17 protein-coding genes and 2 tRNA genes are annotated in these 17,106 nt (G+C 35.7%); 6 read left to right on the top strand and 13 right to left on the bottom strand.

The window, feature by feature from the left end:
* Positions 1-59 precede the first annotated feature (59 nt).
* The gene (locus tag DRF65_RS02355; RefSeq protein ID WP_185148445.1) at positions 60-506 is read left to right on the top strand and encodes a DinB family protein; all 447 of its coding nucleotides are present in this window, start codon (positions 60-62) and stop codon (positions 504-506) included.
* Between the two features lie 88 nt (positions 507-594).
* On the opposite strand, the gene DRF65_RS02360 is transcribed toward DRF65_RS02355, so the two are convergent.
* Positions 595-1,215 carry an endonuclease III domain-containing protein gene (locus DRF65_RS02360; RefSeq protein ID WP_115968549.1) on the bottom strand — a complete coding sequence of 207 codons (621 nt, stop codon included), beginning with the start codon at positions 1,213-1,215 and terminating at the stop codon, positions 595-597.
* Between the two features lie 33 nt (positions 1,216-1,248).
* Here DRF65_RS02360 and bcp point away from each other — a divergent pair, with 33 nt between their 5' ends.
* The gene (gene bcp, locus DRF65_RS02365) at positions 1,249-1,698 is read left to right on the top strand and encodes a thioredoxin-dependent thiol peroxidase (RefSeq protein WP_115968551.1); all 450 of its coding nucleotides are present in this window, start codon (positions 1,249-1,251) and stop codon (positions 1,696-1,698) included.
* Between the two features lie 71 nt (positions 1,699-1,769).
* On the opposite strand, the gene DRF65_RS02370 is transcribed toward bcp, so the two are convergent.
* From DRF65_RS02370 to DRF65_RS02390, 5 genes are read right to left on the bottom strand one after another with little or no spacing between them, the layout of a single operon-like run.
* Complete coding sequence (locus DRF65_RS02370) at positions 1,770-2,303, bottom strand: GNAT family N-acetyltransferase (RefSeq protein WP_115968553.1); 534 nt, start codon at positions 2,301-2,303, stop codon at positions 1,770-1,772.
* A complete protein-coding gene (locus DRF65_RS02375) occupies positions 2,272-2,937 on the bottom strand; it encodes a hypothetical protein (protein WP_115968555.1) in 666 nt (221 codons plus the stop codon). Before DRF65_RS02375 ends, DRF65_RS02370 begins: the two co-directional genes overlap by 32 nt.
* Positions 2,938-2,969: 32 nt before the next feature.
* The gene (locus DRF65_RS02380) at positions 2,970-4,052 is read right to left on the bottom strand and encodes a mannose-1-phosphate guanylyltransferase (RefSeq protein WP_228438461.1); all 1,083 of its coding nucleotides are present in this window, start codon (positions 4,050-4,052) and stop codon (positions 2,970-2,972) included.
* A 2-nt stretch (positions 4,053-4,054) separates the two neighbouring features.
* Entirely contained in the window at positions 4,055-4,645 is a 591-nt protein-coding gene (locus tag DRF65_RS02385) for a SprT-like domain-containing protein (RefSeq protein ID WP_115968560.1), read from the bottom strand.
* Between the two features lies 1 nt (position 4,646).
* The gene (locus tag DRF65_RS02390) at positions 4,647-5,987 is read right to left on the bottom strand and encodes a TolC family protein (protein ID WP_115968562.1); all 1,341 of its coding nucleotides are present in this window, start codon (positions 5,985-5,987) and stop codon (positions 4,647-4,649) included.
* 182 nt (positions 5,988-6,169) lie between these two features.
* Between DRF65_RS02390 and DRF65_RS02395 the strand changes: the two genes are divergently transcribed.
* The 3 genes from DRF65_RS02395 (at position 6,170) to DRF65_RS02405 (ending at position 7,647) form a co-directional block, all read left to right on the top strand.
* A complete protein-coding gene (locus tag DRF65_RS02395; RefSeq protein ID WP_115968564.1) occupies positions 6,170-7,414 on the top strand; it encodes a bifunctional folylpolyglutamate synthase/dihydrofolate synthase in 1,245 nt (414 codons plus the stop codon).
* A 49-nt stretch (positions 7,415-7,463) separates the two neighbouring features.
* Positions 7,464-7,538: transfer RNA gene (locus DRF65_RS02400), tRNA-Val, on the top strand.
* A 34-nt stretch (positions 7,539-7,572) separates the two neighbouring features.
* Positions 7,573-7,647: transfer RNA gene (locus tag DRF65_RS02405), tRNA-Val, on the top strand.
* 252 nt (positions 7,648-7,899) lie between these two features.
* Here the strand turns inward: DRF65_RS02405 and DRF65_RS02410 are convergent.
* The 5 genes from DRF65_RS02410 to DRF65_RS02430 all read right to left on the bottom strand — a co-directional run bounded on the left by DRF65_RS02410 (position 7,900) and on the right by DRF65_RS02430 (position 11,629).
* On the bottom strand, positions 7,900-8,802 hold the full coding sequence (locus DRF65_RS02410) for a glycosyltransferase family 2 protein (protein ID WP_228438463.1): 903 nt from the start codon (positions 8,800-8,802) through the stop codon (positions 7,900-7,902).
* Position 8,803: 1 nt separating this feature from the next.
* Positions 8,804-9,769 (bottom strand): glycosyltransferase family 9 protein, encoded by a 966-nt coding sequence (locus tag DRF65_RS02415; protein ID WP_228438465.1) that lies wholly within the window; start codon positions 9,767-9,769, stop codon positions 8,804-8,806.
* A gap of 2 nt (positions 9,770-9,771) precedes the next feature.
* Positions 9,772-10,191, bottom strand: a complete 420-nt coding sequence (locus tag DRF65_RS02420) for a SufE family protein (RefSeq protein ID WP_115968567.1) — start codon at positions 10,189-10,191, stop codon at positions 9,772-9,774.
* A gap of 104 nt (positions 10,192-10,295) precedes the next feature.
* Positions 10,296-11,405 carry a glycosyltransferase gene (locus DRF65_RS02425; RefSeq protein ID WP_115968570.1) on the bottom strand — a complete coding sequence of 370 codons (1,110 nt, stop codon included), beginning with the start codon at positions 11,403-11,405 and terminating at the stop codon, positions 10,296-10,298.
* Positions 11,405-11,629, bottom strand: coding sequence for a uroporphyrinogen decarboxylase (locus tag DRF65_RS02430; RefSeq protein ID WP_115968571.1), 225 nt, complete (start codon positions 11,627-11,629; stop codon positions 11,405-11,407). The genes DRF65_RS02425 and DRF65_RS02430 overlap by 1 nt, the downstream gene beginning before the upstream one ends.
* A gap of 152 nt (positions 11,630-11,781) precedes the next feature.
* On the opposite strand from DRF65_RS02430, the gene DRF65_RS02435 reads away from it, so the two are divergent.
* Positions 11,782-14,322, top strand: a complete 2,541-nt coding sequence (locus DRF65_RS02435) for an ATP-dependent Clp protease ATP-binding subunit (protein WP_115968573.1) — start codon at positions 11,782-11,784, stop codon at positions 14,320-14,322.
* 595 nt (positions 14,323-14,917) lie between these two features.
* Here the strand turns inward: DRF65_RS02435 and DRF65_RS28725 are convergent.
* On the bottom strand, positions 14,918-16,102 hold the full coding sequence (locus DRF65_RS28725; RefSeq protein WP_185148446.1) for a hypothetical protein: 1,185 nt from the start codon (positions 16,100-16,102) through the stop codon (positions 14,918-14,920).
* A gap of 333 nt (positions 16,103-16,435) precedes the next feature.
* Complete coding sequence (locus tag DRF65_RS02450) at positions 16,436-16,963, bottom strand: hypothetical protein (protein WP_115968578.1); 528 nt, start codon at positions 16,961-16,963, stop codon at positions 16,436-16,438.
* Positions 16,964-17,106 lie beyond the last annotated feature (143 nt).

A 17,106-nucleotide genomic window follows, 5' to 3' on the forward strand; every position in this document is an offset into this window, starting at 1 on the left:
TAAAATACAAATGGGACTTTTTTAAACGGTCCCATTTTTTAATTTTAAAACCAACGACCATGATAATAGCACCTTTGCGCTCTCTTTATCAAAGAGACCTGCACAAATTAAAATCCGAAATAGAAGCTTATCAAAACGAAGAGAACCTCTGGAAGACTGACAAAAACATTTCCAATTCCGCAGGAAATCTATGTCTTCATTTAATAGGAAATCTTAATCATTTTATAGGGACACAGCTGGGAAATACAGGTTACGTAAGGCATCGTGACCTTGAATTTTCTTTAAAAGATATTCCCAGAACAGAACTGATTGAAAAAATTGAAGCAATGACGACCATGATAGACTCTGTTTTAAGCCAGCTTCCGGAAACTGAAATGGAAAAGGAATATCCACTTGTTGTTTTTGAAGATACGATGACAACCGGTTACTTTCTGATTCATCTTATTACCCATTTGGATTATCATTTAGGACAGATTAATTACCATAGAAGATTATTGGATATTTAATCATTATTATAAACGACCTGTATTTTTGCTAAGCAAAAATCCTCCCCTTCTTTGAAGGGGAATTTTATTTTGTACAAAATCAGGATTTTTACTTTTCAAACATCATTTTGGTAATAAAATCTTTCTCTCCTTTTCCTCTTGCCGGAGAATATTCTCTTCCGTAGAAAATGATCTGAAGATGAAGCTTATTCCATACTTCTTCCGGGAATAATTTCTTGGCATCCTTCTCTGTTTCCACTACATTTTTACCGGAAGTAAGTTTCCACTGTGTCATCAGGCGATGAATGTGTGTATCTACAGGAAAAGCAGGAAATCCAAAACCCTGGCTCATCACTACTGATGCCGTTTTATGTCCTACACCCGGAAGAGCCTCTAATTCTTCATAAGTCTGCGGAACAATACCATCATGTCTTTCAAGTAAAAGTTCAGCCATTCTCTTTAAATTTTTGGCTTTGGTATTGGATAATCCTATTTCTTTAATCAATTCCTTGATCTGAAATTCTTCCAGCTTCGCCATTCTCTGTGGTGTTCCGGCAACCTCAAAAAGGTTTGGGGTAACTTCATTTACTTTTTTATCTGTTGTCTGTGCAGAAAGGGCAACAGCAACCATTAAAGTATAAGGATCAGTATGATCCAAAGGAATAGGTGTTGTAGGATATAATTTATCCAGTTCTATCTGAACGAGCTCTGCTCTTTGCTTTTTTGTCATTTTACCCTTAAATTTGAACAAAATTAAATCATTATGCTGAAAGTTGGAGATAAATTACCTCAATTTGAAGGAATAAACCAGGATGGAGAAACTGTATCTTCACCAAAATTAATCGGGAAAAAGCTAGTTGTTTTCTTTTATCCTCAGGCGAGTACTCCAACATGTACTGTTGAAGCGTGTAATCTGAGTGATAATTATTCCAAGCTTGAACAGGCAGGATTCCAGCTATTGGGAGTAAGTGGAGACTCTGTAAAGAAGCAGAAAAACTTTCACAGCAAATTCGCATTCCCTTATGATCTTATTGCCGATGAAACCCGTGATATTATTGAAAAATTCGGGGTTTGGCAGGAGAAAAAGACGTTTGGTAAGACTTATATGGGAATTGTAAGAACCACGTTTATTTTTGATGAAAATGGAGTTTGTACAAGGGTTATTGAAAAAGTAACCTCCAAAACTGCTGCCGAACAAATTTTAGAAGGATAATTTTCGGCCCTGATAAAAAGAAAAAATCCACAAAGAATTTTGTGGATTTTTTATGGTGTAACGTTTGATTTTTATTCTGTTTCGTAATAATTCAACTCTTCCGTTTCTCCGGGAAGGGTAACATATTTCATAAACTTCAATCCTAATTTTTCGATCAGCTTTTGTGAAGAAAGATTATCTTTTGAAATAATTGCAGATATTTTTGACAATCCAAACTCATCCATTCCAATAGATTTTACCTTTTGGGCTGCTTCGAAAGCATAGCCTTTTCCTTCAAACTCTTCCAATAAAGAATAGCCAATATCTACCACATCAAGCCCTTCTCTTTCAAAAATTCCCACAGCTCCAACTTTTTCATTATTATCTTTAGTTATTAAAAGATAGTTTCCATATCCAAGTCTCTCAATCTGTGGAGCAAATCTGTTCAGAATATATTTTTCAGCGTCTTCAGCAGTATTCACATTTCGGTTGCCGATATGCTGGATAAATTTTGGCCTGTTATACAGTTCAAAAATAAAATCTCTGTCTTCAGCAGACATAGGGCGAAGTATTAAACGCTCTGTTTCATAAGTATTATCTGCGTTTGGGTGTTTTTTTAGGCTCATCAGTCTTTGGTTCTTCTTTTTTCTCGACTTTTAAAAGTCTTGGGTTATTAGCACATTTTTTATTGTAAAGCTCAATATAGGTTCCATTATCTTTCACGTTCGATACAAGCCCGGTAGCCTTACTTACCGTTAATGTATAATGTGTTTTCTGATATGGACATTCCTTTGATGTTAATTTTCCAAGATCCAGATAATAATTCTTCTGATCTTCATGATAATTCCCTGCAAGATCCTTGAACTCCTCGTCTACCATATAGCCATCAGCAGCCAATATTATCGCAGCCTCCTGAACATTATCAATTTTTCCTACAAAAACTTTTAAAGCTTCAGTATCAAGTATGTAATTAATTTTTCCACCTGAAGAATAGACTATATAATAAAAACTGTCTTCACTAGGAAACATATTAAATCCGGAAAACTGAGGTGTATAATTTATCTTCCCTCCGGAAACTTTGATCTCCTCCCCTTTTCCATAGCTGTTGTATACCAGAACCCAGGAGTCTACCTTATCGTCAGGCTCTATTCTCTGTAATATATTGGAGATACTTGAAAACTTTTTCTTTTCCTGGGCATTTCCCAGAACTGTAAAAAGTAAAAGTACTAAAGTCGTGAATCGGAGTGTACATTTAATCATAGCCTAAAAATAAGCATAAAAGATACCAAATACTACATAAATTTGTCTCCTTTCTTAAAACTTTTCAGATCCAGTACATAATCTTTGATCAGCTGGTCGTTGTCTCTGGGACAAATAAGAAGTGCCTTATCAGTATCTACTACAATATAATTTTCAAGACCATCAATTATGACTGCCTTGTTATTGTTTTTTAAACGGATAATATTTCCTTTTGAGTTGTAAGAAAGCAAATGCTTCAGTTTCACTGCATTTCCATCCTTGTCTTTGTCCGTATTTTCATAGACAGACGTCCATGTTCCAAGGTCACTCCAACCTAAATCTGATGGAATAACATACACGTTTTTTGCTTTTTCTAAAATTCCGTTATCAATGGAAATTTTCTGCACCTTTGGATAAATGGTTTCTATACAGCTGTTTTCCTTCTCTGAGTTATATTCGCACGCCATAAAATGCTGCGTCATCTCAGGAAGATACATCTCGAATGCATGATGAATGCTTTTGATATTCCAGATAAAGATTCCTGCATTCCAGAGAAAATCTCCGCTATCTAAAAAGCTTTGGGCAATCTCAAGAATCGGCTTTTCTGTAAATGTTTTTACTTTGAAATATTCTGAATTTTTCTTTTCTACAAACTGAATATACCCATATCCCGTATCAGGTCTTGTAGGTGTTATTCCCAATGTTACCAGATAGTCATGTTTGGAAGCCAGGTCAAATGCCAACAATACTTTTTCTAGAAATACCTCTTCTTTCAGAATCAGATGATCTGCAGGAAGAACGATCATGGTAGCATTCGGATTTATTTCAGCAATTTTATTCGCCATGTACAGATTACATGCCGCTGTATTTTTCATCAGAGGTTCACCCACAATATTTTCTTCCGGAATTTCCGGAAGCTGTTGATGGGAAAGTGTCACATATTCTTTATTCGTAATTACGAATATATGTTCTTTAGGAATTACTTTACTGATTCTGTCATAAGTTTGCTGAATCATGGTACGCCCTGTTCCTAAAATATCCTGAAACTGTTTTGGAAATTTCTGCGTGCTCATCGGCCAGAATCTACTACCGATTCCTCCCGCCATTATCACACAGTATCTATCTGATTTTAACATTCTTAGCTACATTTTTCTACCCTCGCTAAAGGCTTGAAAGAATACTTCCTTCCAGTAGCCAGGTTCTTACAAAGATAGTTTTTTTTAATCAGACCTTCTAATAAATACTTTTCGTTGCGATATATAAAAAATTCGCCTTTTTGAAGTTGCTCGATAAAATGGAGGCTATCATCCTGTTTTTCAGTATGAAAATATCTTACCAGATCAGGGCTAGCCATAAAATTAGCCTTTGGTGATTTTGAAAATTTTATGATAATAGGCTTCAACTCTTCATCATAAATTTCAAGACTTTCAACCAGCATATTTCTAAAAGTTTCTTTCCATTCATTGCCATGCGGAGAGATTCTTCTACCATATTTTTCGAAAGCGATCAGATGGGCCAGCTCGTGAGTAAGCACAAAGAAAAAAAGCTGTGGAGTAAGCGTAGAGTTTACCGTAATTTCATGAGAATTATCCGGGAGCTTTCTGTAATCTCCCAGTTTAGAATTCCTGTTTCTTGTGACTTTTATATGAATATAATAATCTGAAAACCAAATTCTTAAATATTTAAGTGTATTTTGTGGTAAATATTTTTCTAACGATTGGATAGACATTTTATAAACTTAGTGGAATTCCCGCATAGAAATTCAATAATTTAAGACTGAAAAGATAATTATATTTCGCCTGTGCTACTGATCCCTGTGCATTTGCATAATTATTTCTTGCTACATTAACGTCATAGATGGTTGTTTTTCCGGCTGCATAACTTTTATCTGCAAAATCAAGGGCTAGTTTTGAGCTTTTTTCTGCCTCTACTGCTGCCATATACGACTCATAGTTGGCATCAGCATCAAACTGTGCTTTCTGCACATTCTGTCTTACCGTCTGCTTCTGCTGTTCCAATGTATTTTTAGCAATACTTTCGTTGATTCTGGACTGCTCTACCTGCAATTTTGTAATTCCTTTATTAAAAATAGGAATATTTACAGAAAGACTGGCCTGCTGTCCAAAGTTATCATTATACTGCTTGAATAAACCTTTTTCCTTAATGTAAACAAGCGCGTTACCAATATTATCGGTATTTAAAAGGTTATTATAGAAAGTTCCTACTCCTGCACTTGCTGTTATGGTAGGCCAATAAGCTGTTTTTGAAACCTCAGTCTGAGCTTCCGCAGAATTTATTCTGCTTTCTGCTGCTTTAATCTGAGGCTGGGATTCATAGGCAATAGATAAAACTTCATCTACAGATTTAAGTTCGGGAGACAGCTGATCTGAAACCGCAACATCTTCCACATCAAATCCTTTATAATCAGACAGCTGTAAAAGCTGAACCATTGCAAATAAGCTTCGTCCCACGTTAACCTCTGCCGTTTTCAAATTTTGCTTTTCTCTTGCTAATGCTGCTTCCGCTTCTGCTAAAACAGTTTGCGCCGTTGTCCCTACAGCTGTTGTTATTTTTGCTCTGTCGTATTGTTTTTTAGCATTCTCAACAGCACTCTCAGATATTTTTACAATTTCTTTATTCAGTAATGTTGTTAAATATTGCTGTGCGATCTGCAATGATATATCATTTTTAATCGTTTCCACATCGTACAGGCTTGCCTGCAAATCAAATTCAGTCTTTCTAACCGTTTTCTCCAGTCTGCCATTGTTATATACCAGGATATCAGCTCCAATATTTACATTGTTACTGAATCTGTCATTTCTTAAACTCCCCGTTCCGAAAGAGGTTTGTCCAAAGCTGACCGTATTCCCCACACTTGCAGAAACAGAAGGTAAATATCCTTTTTTAGCAATTTTAAGACTGGCATCCTGAGTTTGTTTGTTATATTGATTTTGGATAACCTGAAGATTATGCTCCACTGCATAGCTTACACATTCTTTTAAGGACCATTTCTTCTGAGCGTTCACACTCAGACAACCTAATCCAAAAACGATAATCCAAACTTTTTTCATATATAAATGTTTATTTGTTTTTAATGGTCATATGCAATCGCGTCATTTTCATCAGTATTTGCACTTACAAATCACTGCGATTTCATATTAAGATTTTTCCCTATTAGACGAAGTAAATATAAAAAAGTTACAGATTGAAAAAAATAGTTTCATTTTCATAAAACTTTTGAGAATTTTGTATCATGACAAATGAACAATATCAGGAGGCTATTGATTGGCTTTTCATACAAATGCCCAACTACCAGATAGATGGACAAAAGGCTTATAAACCAGGGCTTGACAATATTACCAAACTGTGTATATACTTTGGAAACCCTCAGGAAAAAATAAAATGCATTCACATTGGCGGAACTAATGGAAAGGGATCCTCAAGCAATATGCTGGCATCTGTACTTCAGGAAGCCGGTTATAAAGTAGGTCTGTACAATTCTCCTCATCTTATTGATTTTACAGAGCGTATTAAAGTAAATGGTAAAAACTGCAGCAAGGAGTTTGTCTTTGATTTTATCCAAAAACTTAAAAATATTCCTGAAGAAATCCTTCCGTCATTTTTTGAATTTACTACGATCATGGCTTTTGAATATTTTTATCAGCAGCAGGTAGATTTTGCCATTATTGAGGTTGGATTAGGCGGAAGGCTGGATTCTACCAATATTATTAAGCCTTTGGTTTCTGCTATCACAAATGTTCAGCTTGACCATCAGAATATATTAGGAAATACTATTGAGGAAATTGCCAGTGAGAAAGCTGGGATCATTAAACAGAACATCCCTGTCATTTCAGGAGATGACAATGAAACTGTAAAAGCAATCATCAAAGAAAAAGCACTGAAGGAACATGCTCCTTTTATAGACGCTACCCTGCTTCATACTGATCTCTCCTCTGATTTGAAAGGAAATTATCAGCAAAAGAATGTTCGGGTGGTTCTCGCTATTGTTGAAGAGTTAAAAAAGCTGCACATTACTATTACAGATCAGAATCTGGAAACAGGTTTATTGAACGTTCATCAAAATACAGGATTTATTGGCCGTTGGTTTGAGTTCTCAAAGGAACCGCTTACGATTTGTGATACGGGACATAATCAGGCAGGTCTGGAGTATGTTTTTTCACAATTAAATTCAATTGACAGACACAAGCATATCATTTTGGGGTTCGTTAATGATAAAAACATAGATGAAGTGATGGGTTTACTTCCTGAAAATTCTGAGTTTTATTTTGCCAAACCATCCATCAACAGGGGAAGACACCCCAAAGATTATGAAAACCTGCTTCAGGAGTCCAAAATTTTTTATAAAATTTTTAATTCCGTACAGGAAGCATATCTATCTGCAAAAGAACGATGTACAAATGAAGAAATGATTTTTATTGGTGGAAGTAACTTTGTTGTGGGAGATTTTTTAGAAAAAAATTTGGAGTTTAAAGAATAAGTTGTATATTTGCACCACTCTAAACGAGGAAACAATAACAAAGTCTAGAGGGTTCTTAGCTCAGTTGGTTCAGAGCATCTGGTTTACACCCAGAGGGTCGGGGGTTCGAATCCCTCAGGACCCACAAAAAAGGAAACGAAACCTTTAAAAAAAAATTCGGGCTCTTAGCTCAGTTGGTTCAGAGCATCTGGTTTACACCCAGAGGGTCGGGGGTTCGAATCCCTCAGGGCCCACAAAAACTCTCAGATTTCTGAGAGTTTTTTTTTATTTTATAGTATTAAATAAAATACGTTTCGGATCAAGCGCAAAAACTTGGGGATTAGTTCAAATCTATACTTTTTGTTAAAGAAGATTCGTAGATATTTATTTACTTCGTTCTTTACTTCCTTAAGACTATAAGATAAGGTGCTAAAAACTTTGTGTCAAATTAAATTTCATACATACAGACAATATTATCTCCCAACTTTTGAGCCTGATTCCATATTTTATTTCATTTTCCTGAAAAGAAGTCCAAGCTTATATATATCCAGATAGCGGAGGTTCACATCTCCTTTAGAAAGCCTTCTTTTTATGTTTCCTTCTCCTATTGTGAACAATGACTCTAAAACAGTCTTAAAAGGTGTATTTTTAAGCTTATTATACACCTTAACAAGTTTTACTTCTGCTAATTTTGAATTCAGGGTTTTATCTTTAAGCATATGAGACAAGCTTTCCACAGACTCTTCTACTTTATCCAGATAAATTATATTGCTTTCCAAATCATTATTAAGAATCGGATTATCAATATGGTTTATTTTGATGTGTTCAGCTTTTAAATCCATTGCAAAAAGAAGATCTTCATAGCCGTACTTTTGAAATTCGGGATTAAAGCCTACTTTTCTCAATACCTCTTTCTGAATCACAAAATTATTGGTCTGAAAGCTTAAATATGGATTTTTTCTACGCAATTCTACTGAAAGATTTTCCCTCTCAACAGCAAATTTCCATCTTAAATAATGATCCGAACCGGATGCAGAACCCAGAACTTTCCGGCCTCCATAAATAATTTCAGTATCCGGATATTCCTGTATAAACTGTATATAATTTTTTAAGAAATTCTTTCCTACGATTTTTCCATCGCAATCCAGAAATAAAAGATATTCTCCTTTAGAATAATCCAGAAAAAGATTGCGGATTCTGGAGCGTCCGATATTTTTTTCAAGAAAAATAAATTGATGAATAATATTCTGAAGCTCTCTGTTCGTCTGCTTAAACTCTTCCTTCGAAGCATCATCGATCAATATAATTTCAGCATCAATTTCCTGGCTGTTAATTTCTTTTTCTAAATCAAAAACCAATTCACGGACATCAAAATTATAGACAGGTATACAGATTGAAAGCTTCATCATGTCAGATTTTCTCAACGACTTTTTGAATGCTGAACTCTTCAATACAAGCCCAGTCTCCTCTGTAACATTCTTTATCTCCAAAAACCGAACATGGTCTGCACGAAAGATCTTTTACCTGTACCACATCTTCTTCGCTCTGCCCGAAGCCTAAAAAACCGGCATATGGATGCGTGGCACACCATATAGAAACACATCTGGTTCCCACAAGACTTGCCAGATGCATATTCGCAGAATCCATAGAAATCATTACTTCCAGTTCAGCGATTTTCTGAAGCTCTTCGGTAAGGCTTAATTTTCCGGAAAGACTTTTTGTATTAGGAATCTTGCTCTCCCAGGATTCAAGGGTTTCTGTCTCTTTTTTACCGCCTCCAAAAAAGTATACAGTATGTTTCTGAGCCAAAATCCTGGCCAGTTCAAATGATTTTTCCAGCGGAAGCATTTTTCCTTTATGCTGAGCGAAAGGAGCAAAACCAATTCCCGATTTATGTTCTGAACCAGGTCTTAATTTGTGAGAAAGCTCTAATTTAAAACCCATTTCACGGAAAACGTCTGCATAACGTTCAACTGTTTTTTTCAACTGAACTTTATCCAGGTTCCAGACATCCGTAAGGTTTTCTTTCTCCTCCTTTCCCTTGTCTATTTTAAAAACTTTTAATCCTTTTCTTCTATAGATTCTGTCCAAAATTTTAGTTCGGATCACATCATGAAGATTGGCAATATAATCAGGTTTGAATTCTTTGATCAATTCATTCCCAAGTTTACTCAGTCCAAAGAATCCTTTATAATCATCTACATTAATTCCTTTGAATACAACATTAGGAATACCTGCAAACAAAGCTTCAAAGTTCTTCCTGGAAACCATGATAATCTCCACATCGGGATTTTGCTCTAAAAATTCCTTAAAAACAGGAACCGTCATGGCAACATCTCCAAACGCAGAAAAACGATATGCTAAAATTCTGGTCACGATTATGATTTCAGCTGATAAGCTACTGCGTAAAATTTGATCTGTTTTGTCATAGCCATCAGACCATTTGCTCTGGATGGTGAAAGAAACTCCTGTAACCCGATCTCTGAGATAAATTCAAAGTCAGAATCCAGGATTTCCTGGGTAGAATGTCCACTGTAAATACTTACCAGAAGAGAAACAATTCCTTTTGGTAAAATTCCGTCTGAATCTGCATTAAAGAAAAGCTTACCATCCTTAAATTCAGCATCTATCCAAACTTTACTTTGACAGCCTTTGATCAGATTATCATCTGTTTTCTTGTCTTCCGAAAGCCCCTTCAGTTCTTTTCCAAGGTCTATGATGTACTCATATTTCTGCTCCCAATCTTCAAGAAACGCAAACTCGTCGATTATTTCCTGCTGTTTTTCTTTAATGGTCATTTTAAAAAAATTTCTTTGTGCAAAGATAGTAAATTATGCTTTAGACCTAAAGCAGTAAAGTGCAGACTGGTTTCAGATATTTTTCACATCATGAATATAATCTATTACTTAAAGCCTAACGAATTAGATGCTTTCTGAAAAACCTGCAACAGCTTTATTTCTTCATTTTCCCAACAAAGTGCTTTTGAGGCTTTTTCGAGCTCTTCAAGATAGTTCTCTCTCCCTCTATCTAAGACCTTTTTCACTGCAACTGCAATATTTTCCGGCTGATGATCCTGGATAATCTCCCCTACATCAAACTGATTTTTAATATTCTGCAATTCAGGAAGATTTGACAGAATTAAAGGAACACAAGCCTGAATACAGTCCAGCACCTTATTAGGCAATGAATAGAGATAGCTGTCACCTCCATTTTCTTCAATGCTCATTCCACAATCTGCAGTTACAGTCACTTTTCTTAAGTCTTCCGGCTTTAATTTTCCCAGAAACTGAACTTTATTCTGAAGTTTTTCCCTGATTACAAGATCCTCATATTCTTTTTTTCTAGGACCATCTCCTGCGATTTTCAACAATACATTATCTATATGATGCATAGCAAGGATTACTTTATCAATTCCCCTGAAAGGATTGATAGCACCCTGATATAAAAGTATTTTAGGATTATTTTCGGGAATATCAATAGTAAAGTCTATACTTTTGGGGGCATTCTGAACCACCACAGGATGTATACCATACTTTTTCTCAAACCATTTTCCATAACTTCCACTCGCTGTAATCATCCATGACAGTTCAGGAATGACAGTTTTTTCTATATAGCGCCACAATTTTTGTGACATTTTGCCTTGAACAGCAGGCATTTCTGAAAAAATTTCATGACTGTCAAAAACTAATGGAATGTTTAGCTTTTTAGCAATAAGATAATTGGGGTACAACGCATCAATATCGTTGGCATGAAGAATTGTATTCTGATCTGCTTTTTTTCTGAGCTCATGGTACAGTTTCCAGTTAAATTCAAAATAAGCCGTTTTCAGGCTTTTTGAAGCTAAATGGATCCTTGAAAATGGATAAGGACGCAGCATTTCTTCAGCTCCATTCCAGTCATTCCCTATCAGCTCAATCTTGTAACCATTCTGATATAAAGTCTGGCATACCTTTTCAATACGCTGATCCGTATACAAATTACTGAAGGCAGATGTGAGTATTTTTTTCTGCATTACGCTTTCTTTCCAAGCAATAAATGATAGATCTGAATAAAGCAAATAAGTCCGTTAGGAATAATAACCGGCCATAATGGTCCGCTAAAGAAGCCATAAATGACAAAGCAGAAACAACCGATCATGTTAACGACTCTGATTTTTCTTACATCTTTCAGTATGAAACTCAGCACGATAAAAACTGAGGCCGAGTATCCGACGTAAGTGGTAATTTCGGGATTCATGAGGAATATTTAAGGATAACAAACTTAATCATTTTCAAGAAGATAATAAAATTTTTTACTGCCATAAAGTCATTAATTGATTTTTGGTAAAATATTTGTAATTTAGATAATGAATAAAAGGTAATGTTGCCTTTGTTCTAATGAGATATATTATGGATTATAAGTTTTCACAAGGTTTGAGCCAGGTGTTCAAACAAAGCAAAAGCGAAGCTAAAAGGCTGAAAAGTGAATTTCTTAATACAGAACATCTACTTTTAGGTATTATAAAAACGGAAAACTCTGCTAAAGAAATCCTTCAAAACCTCAATGCGGATTTAACACAAATCAGAAGAAAAATTGAAACTCTAAATACAGCAAGTCTTAATCCTATTTCTGAGGAGGTTACCAATATTTCTTTCACCAAAATGGCAGATCATGCTATTAAACGTGCGGAGTTAGAATGCCGTCAATACAAAAGCAATGAAATTAATACCGTTCACTTGCTTTTAGGTATTCTATATAAATATGAGGATCCTACTTCAAATATTTTGGGAGCTTATGACATCGACTATGAAGGTGTTTCAAGAGAGTACCAGACTATGCTTAAAAATTCCGGGCAGTCACCACAGATGAGTGCTTATGATGACGATGATGAAAGAGAGGAATTCGAGCAAATGAGAAAGCCTACAGGAAATTTAGGCTCAGCAAAAAGCAAGACCCCTACTTTGGACAACTTTGGTAGAGACTTAACGTCTTTGGCCAGAGATGGAAAACTGGACCCTGTAATTGGTCGTGAAAAAGAAATTGAGAGAGTGTCTCAGATCTTATCCCGTAGAAAGAAAAACAACCCACTTCTTATCGGGGAGCCGGGAGTTGGTAAATCTGCAATTGCAGAAGGTTTAGCTTTAAGAATTCAACAGAAAAAAGTGTCAAGAGTTCTTTACGGAAAGCGTGTCATCACTTTAGATCTGGCAAGTTTAGTAGCCGGAACTAAATACCGTGGCCAGTTTGAAGAAAGAATGAAGGCCATCATGACCGAGCTGGAGAAAAACAGAGATGTCATCTTATTCATTGATGAGCTTCACACTATTGTAGGTGCAGGAAGTTCTACAGGAAGTTTAGATGCCTCCAATATGTTTAAACCGGCACTGGCACGAGGTGAAATTCAATGCATCGGGGCTACTACTCTTGATGAATACCGTCAGTATATTGAAAAAGACGGCGCTTTAGAAAGAAGATTCCAGAAAGTAATGGTGGAACCTACTTCTATTGAAGAAACTATTCAGATTCTGAACCAGATCAAGGATAAGTATGAAGAACATCACAATGTAGTTTATACTCCTGAAGCTATTAATGCGTGTGTCAATCTGACATCAAGATATATTACAGACCGTTTCTTACCGGACAAAGCTATTGATGCTATGGACGAAGCGGGTTCAAGAGTTTACATCAAGAACATGAAAGTTCCTACCAAGATCATTGATTTTGAAAAGAAAATTGAAGATATCAAGGAACTGAAACAGAAAGCAGTAAAAGCACAGGATTATCTTGAAGCCAGAAAGCTTAAAGATGAAGAGGAACGTCTTCAGATGGAGCTGAATGCTGCTCAGGAAAAATGGGATAAAGATGTAAAAGAGAAAAAAGAAACCGTGAGCGAAGAAAATGTAGCGGAAGTGGTTTCTATGATGAGTGGTGTTCCTGTAACGAAGGTTGGTAAAAATGAGCTTGATAAATTGGCTCAGATGGATGAGAAACTGAATGGAAAAGTTATTGGTCAGGAAGAAGCTGTGAAGAAAGTTGTGAAGGCTATTCAAAGAAACAGAGCTGGTCTTAAGGATCCTAACCGTCCTATCGGTACATTTATCTTCCTGGGTACAACCGGGGTTGGTAAAACCGAGTTGGCTAAGGTAATGGCCAGAGAACTTTTTGAATCCGATGAATCTCTTATCCGAATTGACATGAGTGAATACATGGAGAAATTTGCGGTTTCAAGATTGGTTGGAGCGCCTCCGGGATATGTTGGATACGAAGAAGGTGGCCAGTTGACTGAAGCGGTAAGAAGAAAACCTTATGCTGTGGTTCTTTTGGATGAGATTGAAAAAGCTCACCCGGATGTCTTCAATATCCTGTTACAAATTCTTGATGAAGGGCACGTTACAGATAGCTTAGGTAGAAAAATCGACTTTAGAAATACGATTATCATCCTTACATCCAATATCGGAACAAGAGATCTTAAAGATTTCGGAGATGGTGTAGGATTTGGTACTTCAGCTAAAAAAACGACTTCAGACTCCAGAGCAAGAAGCACCATTGAAAATGCACTTAAAAAAGCATTTGCTCCTGAATTCCTAAACAGAATTGACGACATTGTGATCTTCAACTCTCTGGTACAGGATGATATCAAGAAAATCATTGATATTGAACTGAACAAGCTTTATGGCAGACTTGAAAAATTAGGTTATAAAGTGGAATTAACAGAAGAAGCGAAAAACTTTATTTCAGAAAAAGGATGGGATAAAGACTTTGGAGCAAGACCACTGAAGAGAGCGATCCAGAAGTATATTGAGGATTTATTGGCAGAAATGCTTGTAAACAAACAATTGAACGAGGGTGAAACTGTAGTTCTTGATCTGAATGAAGCGAAAGACGGATTGGAAGGAAAAACTTCTAAACCTAAGAAGCCATCAGCTGCTGAAAAATCTTCTCAATCGTAAATAATTAATTTAATTTCAATAGAAAAGCACCGGGAACTTCCTGGTGCTTTTTGCTTTTAACAGATTAAATTAAGCTCTGGAAAATCATGCTTTTAAAACTGAAAGTATTCGGATATATCTAAAAAAGAAGCCTCCACATAAGTGAAAGACTTCTTAAATATAGCTTATCCTGTAATGTATTCTATAAAGAGCTTTCCTCTTTTGTTTTGAAGATTTTAACTATTAATAGCAACGAGCTTATTATAAACCCTAAAAAAGGAATAATAAAACCAAATGTGATTCTCGTATAATTATCCGGATCAGTGATTCCCGATAATAAAATTAGAGTCAATAACAAACCTGCACTACATGTTAATAAGAGAAATCTGTCTGTATATCTTTTGCATGACAAAAATATAATGATTGTTCCTATAATCGGAATAATCAACAGGCTTTCCCAAGATGAGTCCAAAACCGGAGGTGGCGAGAAAATATTCTGTATCAATGTATATATATACAACAGCAACATAATCAGGTTTACTGTTGCATGCAATTGAATTCCTCCAATCAGTAAAAAAGAAATAACAGAAATTATCTTAAGCCCTTTCATAGAGGTTTATTTACATGTTTTCTTAGAAGAAGGAGCTGTTCCTGGCTTAGCAGTTCCGCCAATTAACCTTGCTACAGTATTAGGAGTATCAATTCCGGCAGCATTCGTATTTACTCCTGCATACTCTAACATAGTCAGGGCAAAATCAGCACAGTTGTTAAAACCTACATCATAAATACTTGCAGAATACGCTTTAGAAGCGGCAATAATCTGTTGTAATTGGGTAGGAGAAATGGTTCCTACATTCCATGAATGCGTATAAATATGTCCGCCATCATCCCCGAATACTCCTGTTCCATATGCATTTGATGGGAATCCATATTTGGGATAAAACCCATAAGTCATCACATTATTCCCTTGCTTTATTGAAATGAATGCATGCCCTACTCCATGACCGCCATACATTTCCTCAGCATAAACCGTTAAATCAGCTGATTGAGTGATATTTAAACAGCTTAAGTAATTCTCTAAGTCTGAAATAGCAACAGTTGGTGGTGGTGGTGGTGGAAGTACAGGAGTACCGCCTCCGCCGCCTCCGCCGCCTCCTCCACTGGAGCCACCGCTTCCGCCTCCGCCATTATTACATTGGCCATACATTTCGCACTGTCCCGGAGTTAGTATCCCCATATCATCTGAAGAGTTTGAAGGGCCAGTAATTACAACTTCTCCAACGTCAGTAACTCCACCATTTTTAGAAGCTATATTTCCTGCAGGCTTATATGCATTTTCAAAAGCTTTAACGATATCACTATATCCTTTTGATATATTTTTTAATTTGTAAAGTCCTAATAGTGTATTTTGTTTATTAATGCTGGCATAATAAATTTCATCAATTTTTTCATTCTTGATGGTTGGAAAATACATAAAGATATCTCCCTTTTCATCTTTAATTACTTGTGAATGTAATCTGAAATTAACATATGACTCCCCAACCGGAACTTTGACATTTAACCCTGTATAATTTGTGCTATGTAATAAATCATAAGAGTAAAAGGCCTGCAGGAAATCTAAAGCATAAGCTCTCCCTAGCGATGAGCTTCCCTGAGAACTTTTGGACTGTTTCTCGTTTTCATATCGAAAAAGACTGAATTCTTTTTGCTGATCTCCCCTTTCAAGTAATTCTTCTTGTTTACAAGAGGTTACTCCTACGAATAATAGTAAGAGGTAAAATAGGTTTTTAGTTTTCTTCATATTTTTTTTAAAAATCGGGTAAAACTAGCAAAAATAGGGCGTTCACAAAGTGTTTTTTTTAAATAATTAACCACTTTGTGAATTAATAAGCACTTACATTATTGAAATTTAATCAATTGCATTTTAATTTTTTTTGCAATATTTCCCTTTAAAACGAAAAAAACCTTGATTTCACTCAACTTTTATGCTTCTAAAATGTGAACATGAGATCATAAAAATGAATAATATTCGAAACCAGAAACAAAAAACACCCTTTTTATTTTTCATTAATCCATAAAAAAACTCCGAAAAACGGAGTTCTTATTTTGATATCATTACTTTTTTAAATTTTATTTAAAGCCCCACCACAAATCCGATATTCGGGACCAAACCATTTGAAAATACGCTTGAATTTTCTTTCCAAAGTACATTATACATCAAACCGATCTGCATAAAAGAATTATTCCCGATTCTCTGCATATATCCGCCACCAAGATATAATGCATTTTCTTCCCGGTTGTATTTATAATCGTAATATTTATCTTTATAATTGATGAAGTAATGCTGGAAGTTTGCACTTAAATAAAACGACCGTGCAATATAATAATTAGCGAAGGGTCCTATTCCAAACATCGTGGATCTATAATAATCTGAGGTCTGCCAGGAAACACTTCCCACAGCTCCAGCTTCAAGATCTTCGGTAAGACGGTATCCTACTCTTGGAGACGCCTGCAGATAAAATGAACTGTTGCTTCCGAATCCAAGACCTATCCCTCCACCAAAGGTCCATTTATTGCTTTCCTGCACCGGAGCACCTATTGAAACCTGGGAAAATGCAGATCCCGAAACGATCAGCATCATGGAAATAATAAACTTTTTCATATTAAATATTTTATTTTGTTCTAAGGTAAGGTATAAATAAACACATTTTTGTCTGTGCTTACCATTCAAAAAACGTTATTAATGGTGTTTTTATATTAACATCGTTTTTATCAATGTTTAAAATTATGGTTTTTTTACGAATT

It is taken from the genome of Chryseobacterium pennae (assembly GCF_003385515.1).
In the GTDB taxonomy this organism is placed as follows: Bacteria; Bacteroidota; Bacteroidia; order Flavobacteriales; family Weeksellaceae; genus Chryseobacterium; species Chryseobacterium pennae.

Excerpts from the sequence above, each read along its gene's own strand:
- DRF65_RS02385 (WP_115968560.1), bottom strand. The coding sequence starts at position 4,645 with ATGTCTATCCAATCGTTAGAAAAATATTTACCACAAAATACACTTAAA.
- DRF65_RS02450 (WP_115968578.1), bottom strand. The coding sequence starts at position 16,963 with ATGAAAAAGTTTATTATTTCCATGATGCTGATCGTTTCGGGATCTGCA.
- DRF65_RS02375 (WP_115968555.1), bottom strand. The coding sequence starts at position 2,937 with ATGATTAAATGTACACTCCGATTCACGACTTTAGTACTTTTACTTTTT.
- DRF65_RS02420 (WP_115968567.1), bottom strand. The coding sequence starts at position 10,191 with ATGACCATTAAAGAAAAACAGCAGGAAATAATCGACGAGTTTGCGTTT.
- DRF65_RS02390 (WP_115968562.1), bottom strand. The coding sequence starts at position 5,987 with ATGAAAAAAGTTTGGATTATCGTTTTTGGATTAGGTTGTCTGAGTGTG.
- DRF65_RS02430 (WP_115968571.1), bottom strand. The coding sequence starts at position 11,629 with ATGAATCCCGAAATTACCACTTACGTCGGATACTCGGCCTCAGTTTTT.
- DRF65_RS02425 (WP_115968570.1), bottom strand. The coding sequence starts at position 11,405 with ATGCAGAAAAAAATACTCACATCTGCCTTCAGTAATTTGTATACGGAT.
- DRF65_RS02370 (WP_115968553.1), bottom strand. The coding sequence starts at position 2,303 with ATGAGCCTAAAAAAACACCCAAACGCAGATAATACTTATGAAACAGAG.
- DRF65_RS02410 (WP_228438463.1), bottom strand. The coding sequence starts at position 8,802 with ATGATGAAGCTTTCAATCTGTATACCTGTCTATAATTTTGATGTCCGT.
- DRF65_RS28725 (WP_185148446.1), bottom strand. The coding sequence starts at position 16,102 with ATGAAGAAAACTAAAAACCTATTTTACCTCTTACTATTATTCGTAGGA.
- DRF65_RS02435 (WP_115968573.1), top strand. The coding sequence starts at position 11,782 with ATGGATTATAAGTTTTCACAAGGTTTGAGCCAGGTGTTCAAACAAAGC.
- DRF65_RS02355 (WP_185148445.1), top strand. The coding sequence starts at position 60 with ATGATAATAGCACCTTTGCGCTCTCTTTATCAAAGAGACCTGCACAAA.
- DRF65_RS02395 (WP_115968564.1), top strand. The coding sequence starts at position 6,170 with ATGACAAATGAACAATATCAGGAGGCTATTGATTGGCTTTTCATACAA.
- bcp (WP_115968551.1), top strand. The coding sequence starts at position 1,249 with ATGCTGAAAGTTGGAGATAAATTACCTCAATTTGAAGGAATAAACCAG.
- DRF65_RS02380 (WP_228438461.1), bottom strand. The coding sequence starts at position 4,052 with ATGTTAAAATCAGATAGATACTGTGTGATAATGGCGGGAGGAATCGGT.
- DRF65_RS02360 (WP_115968549.1), bottom strand. The coding sequence starts at position 1,215 with ATGACAAAAAAGCAAAGAGCAGAGCTCGTTCAGATAGAACTGGATAAA.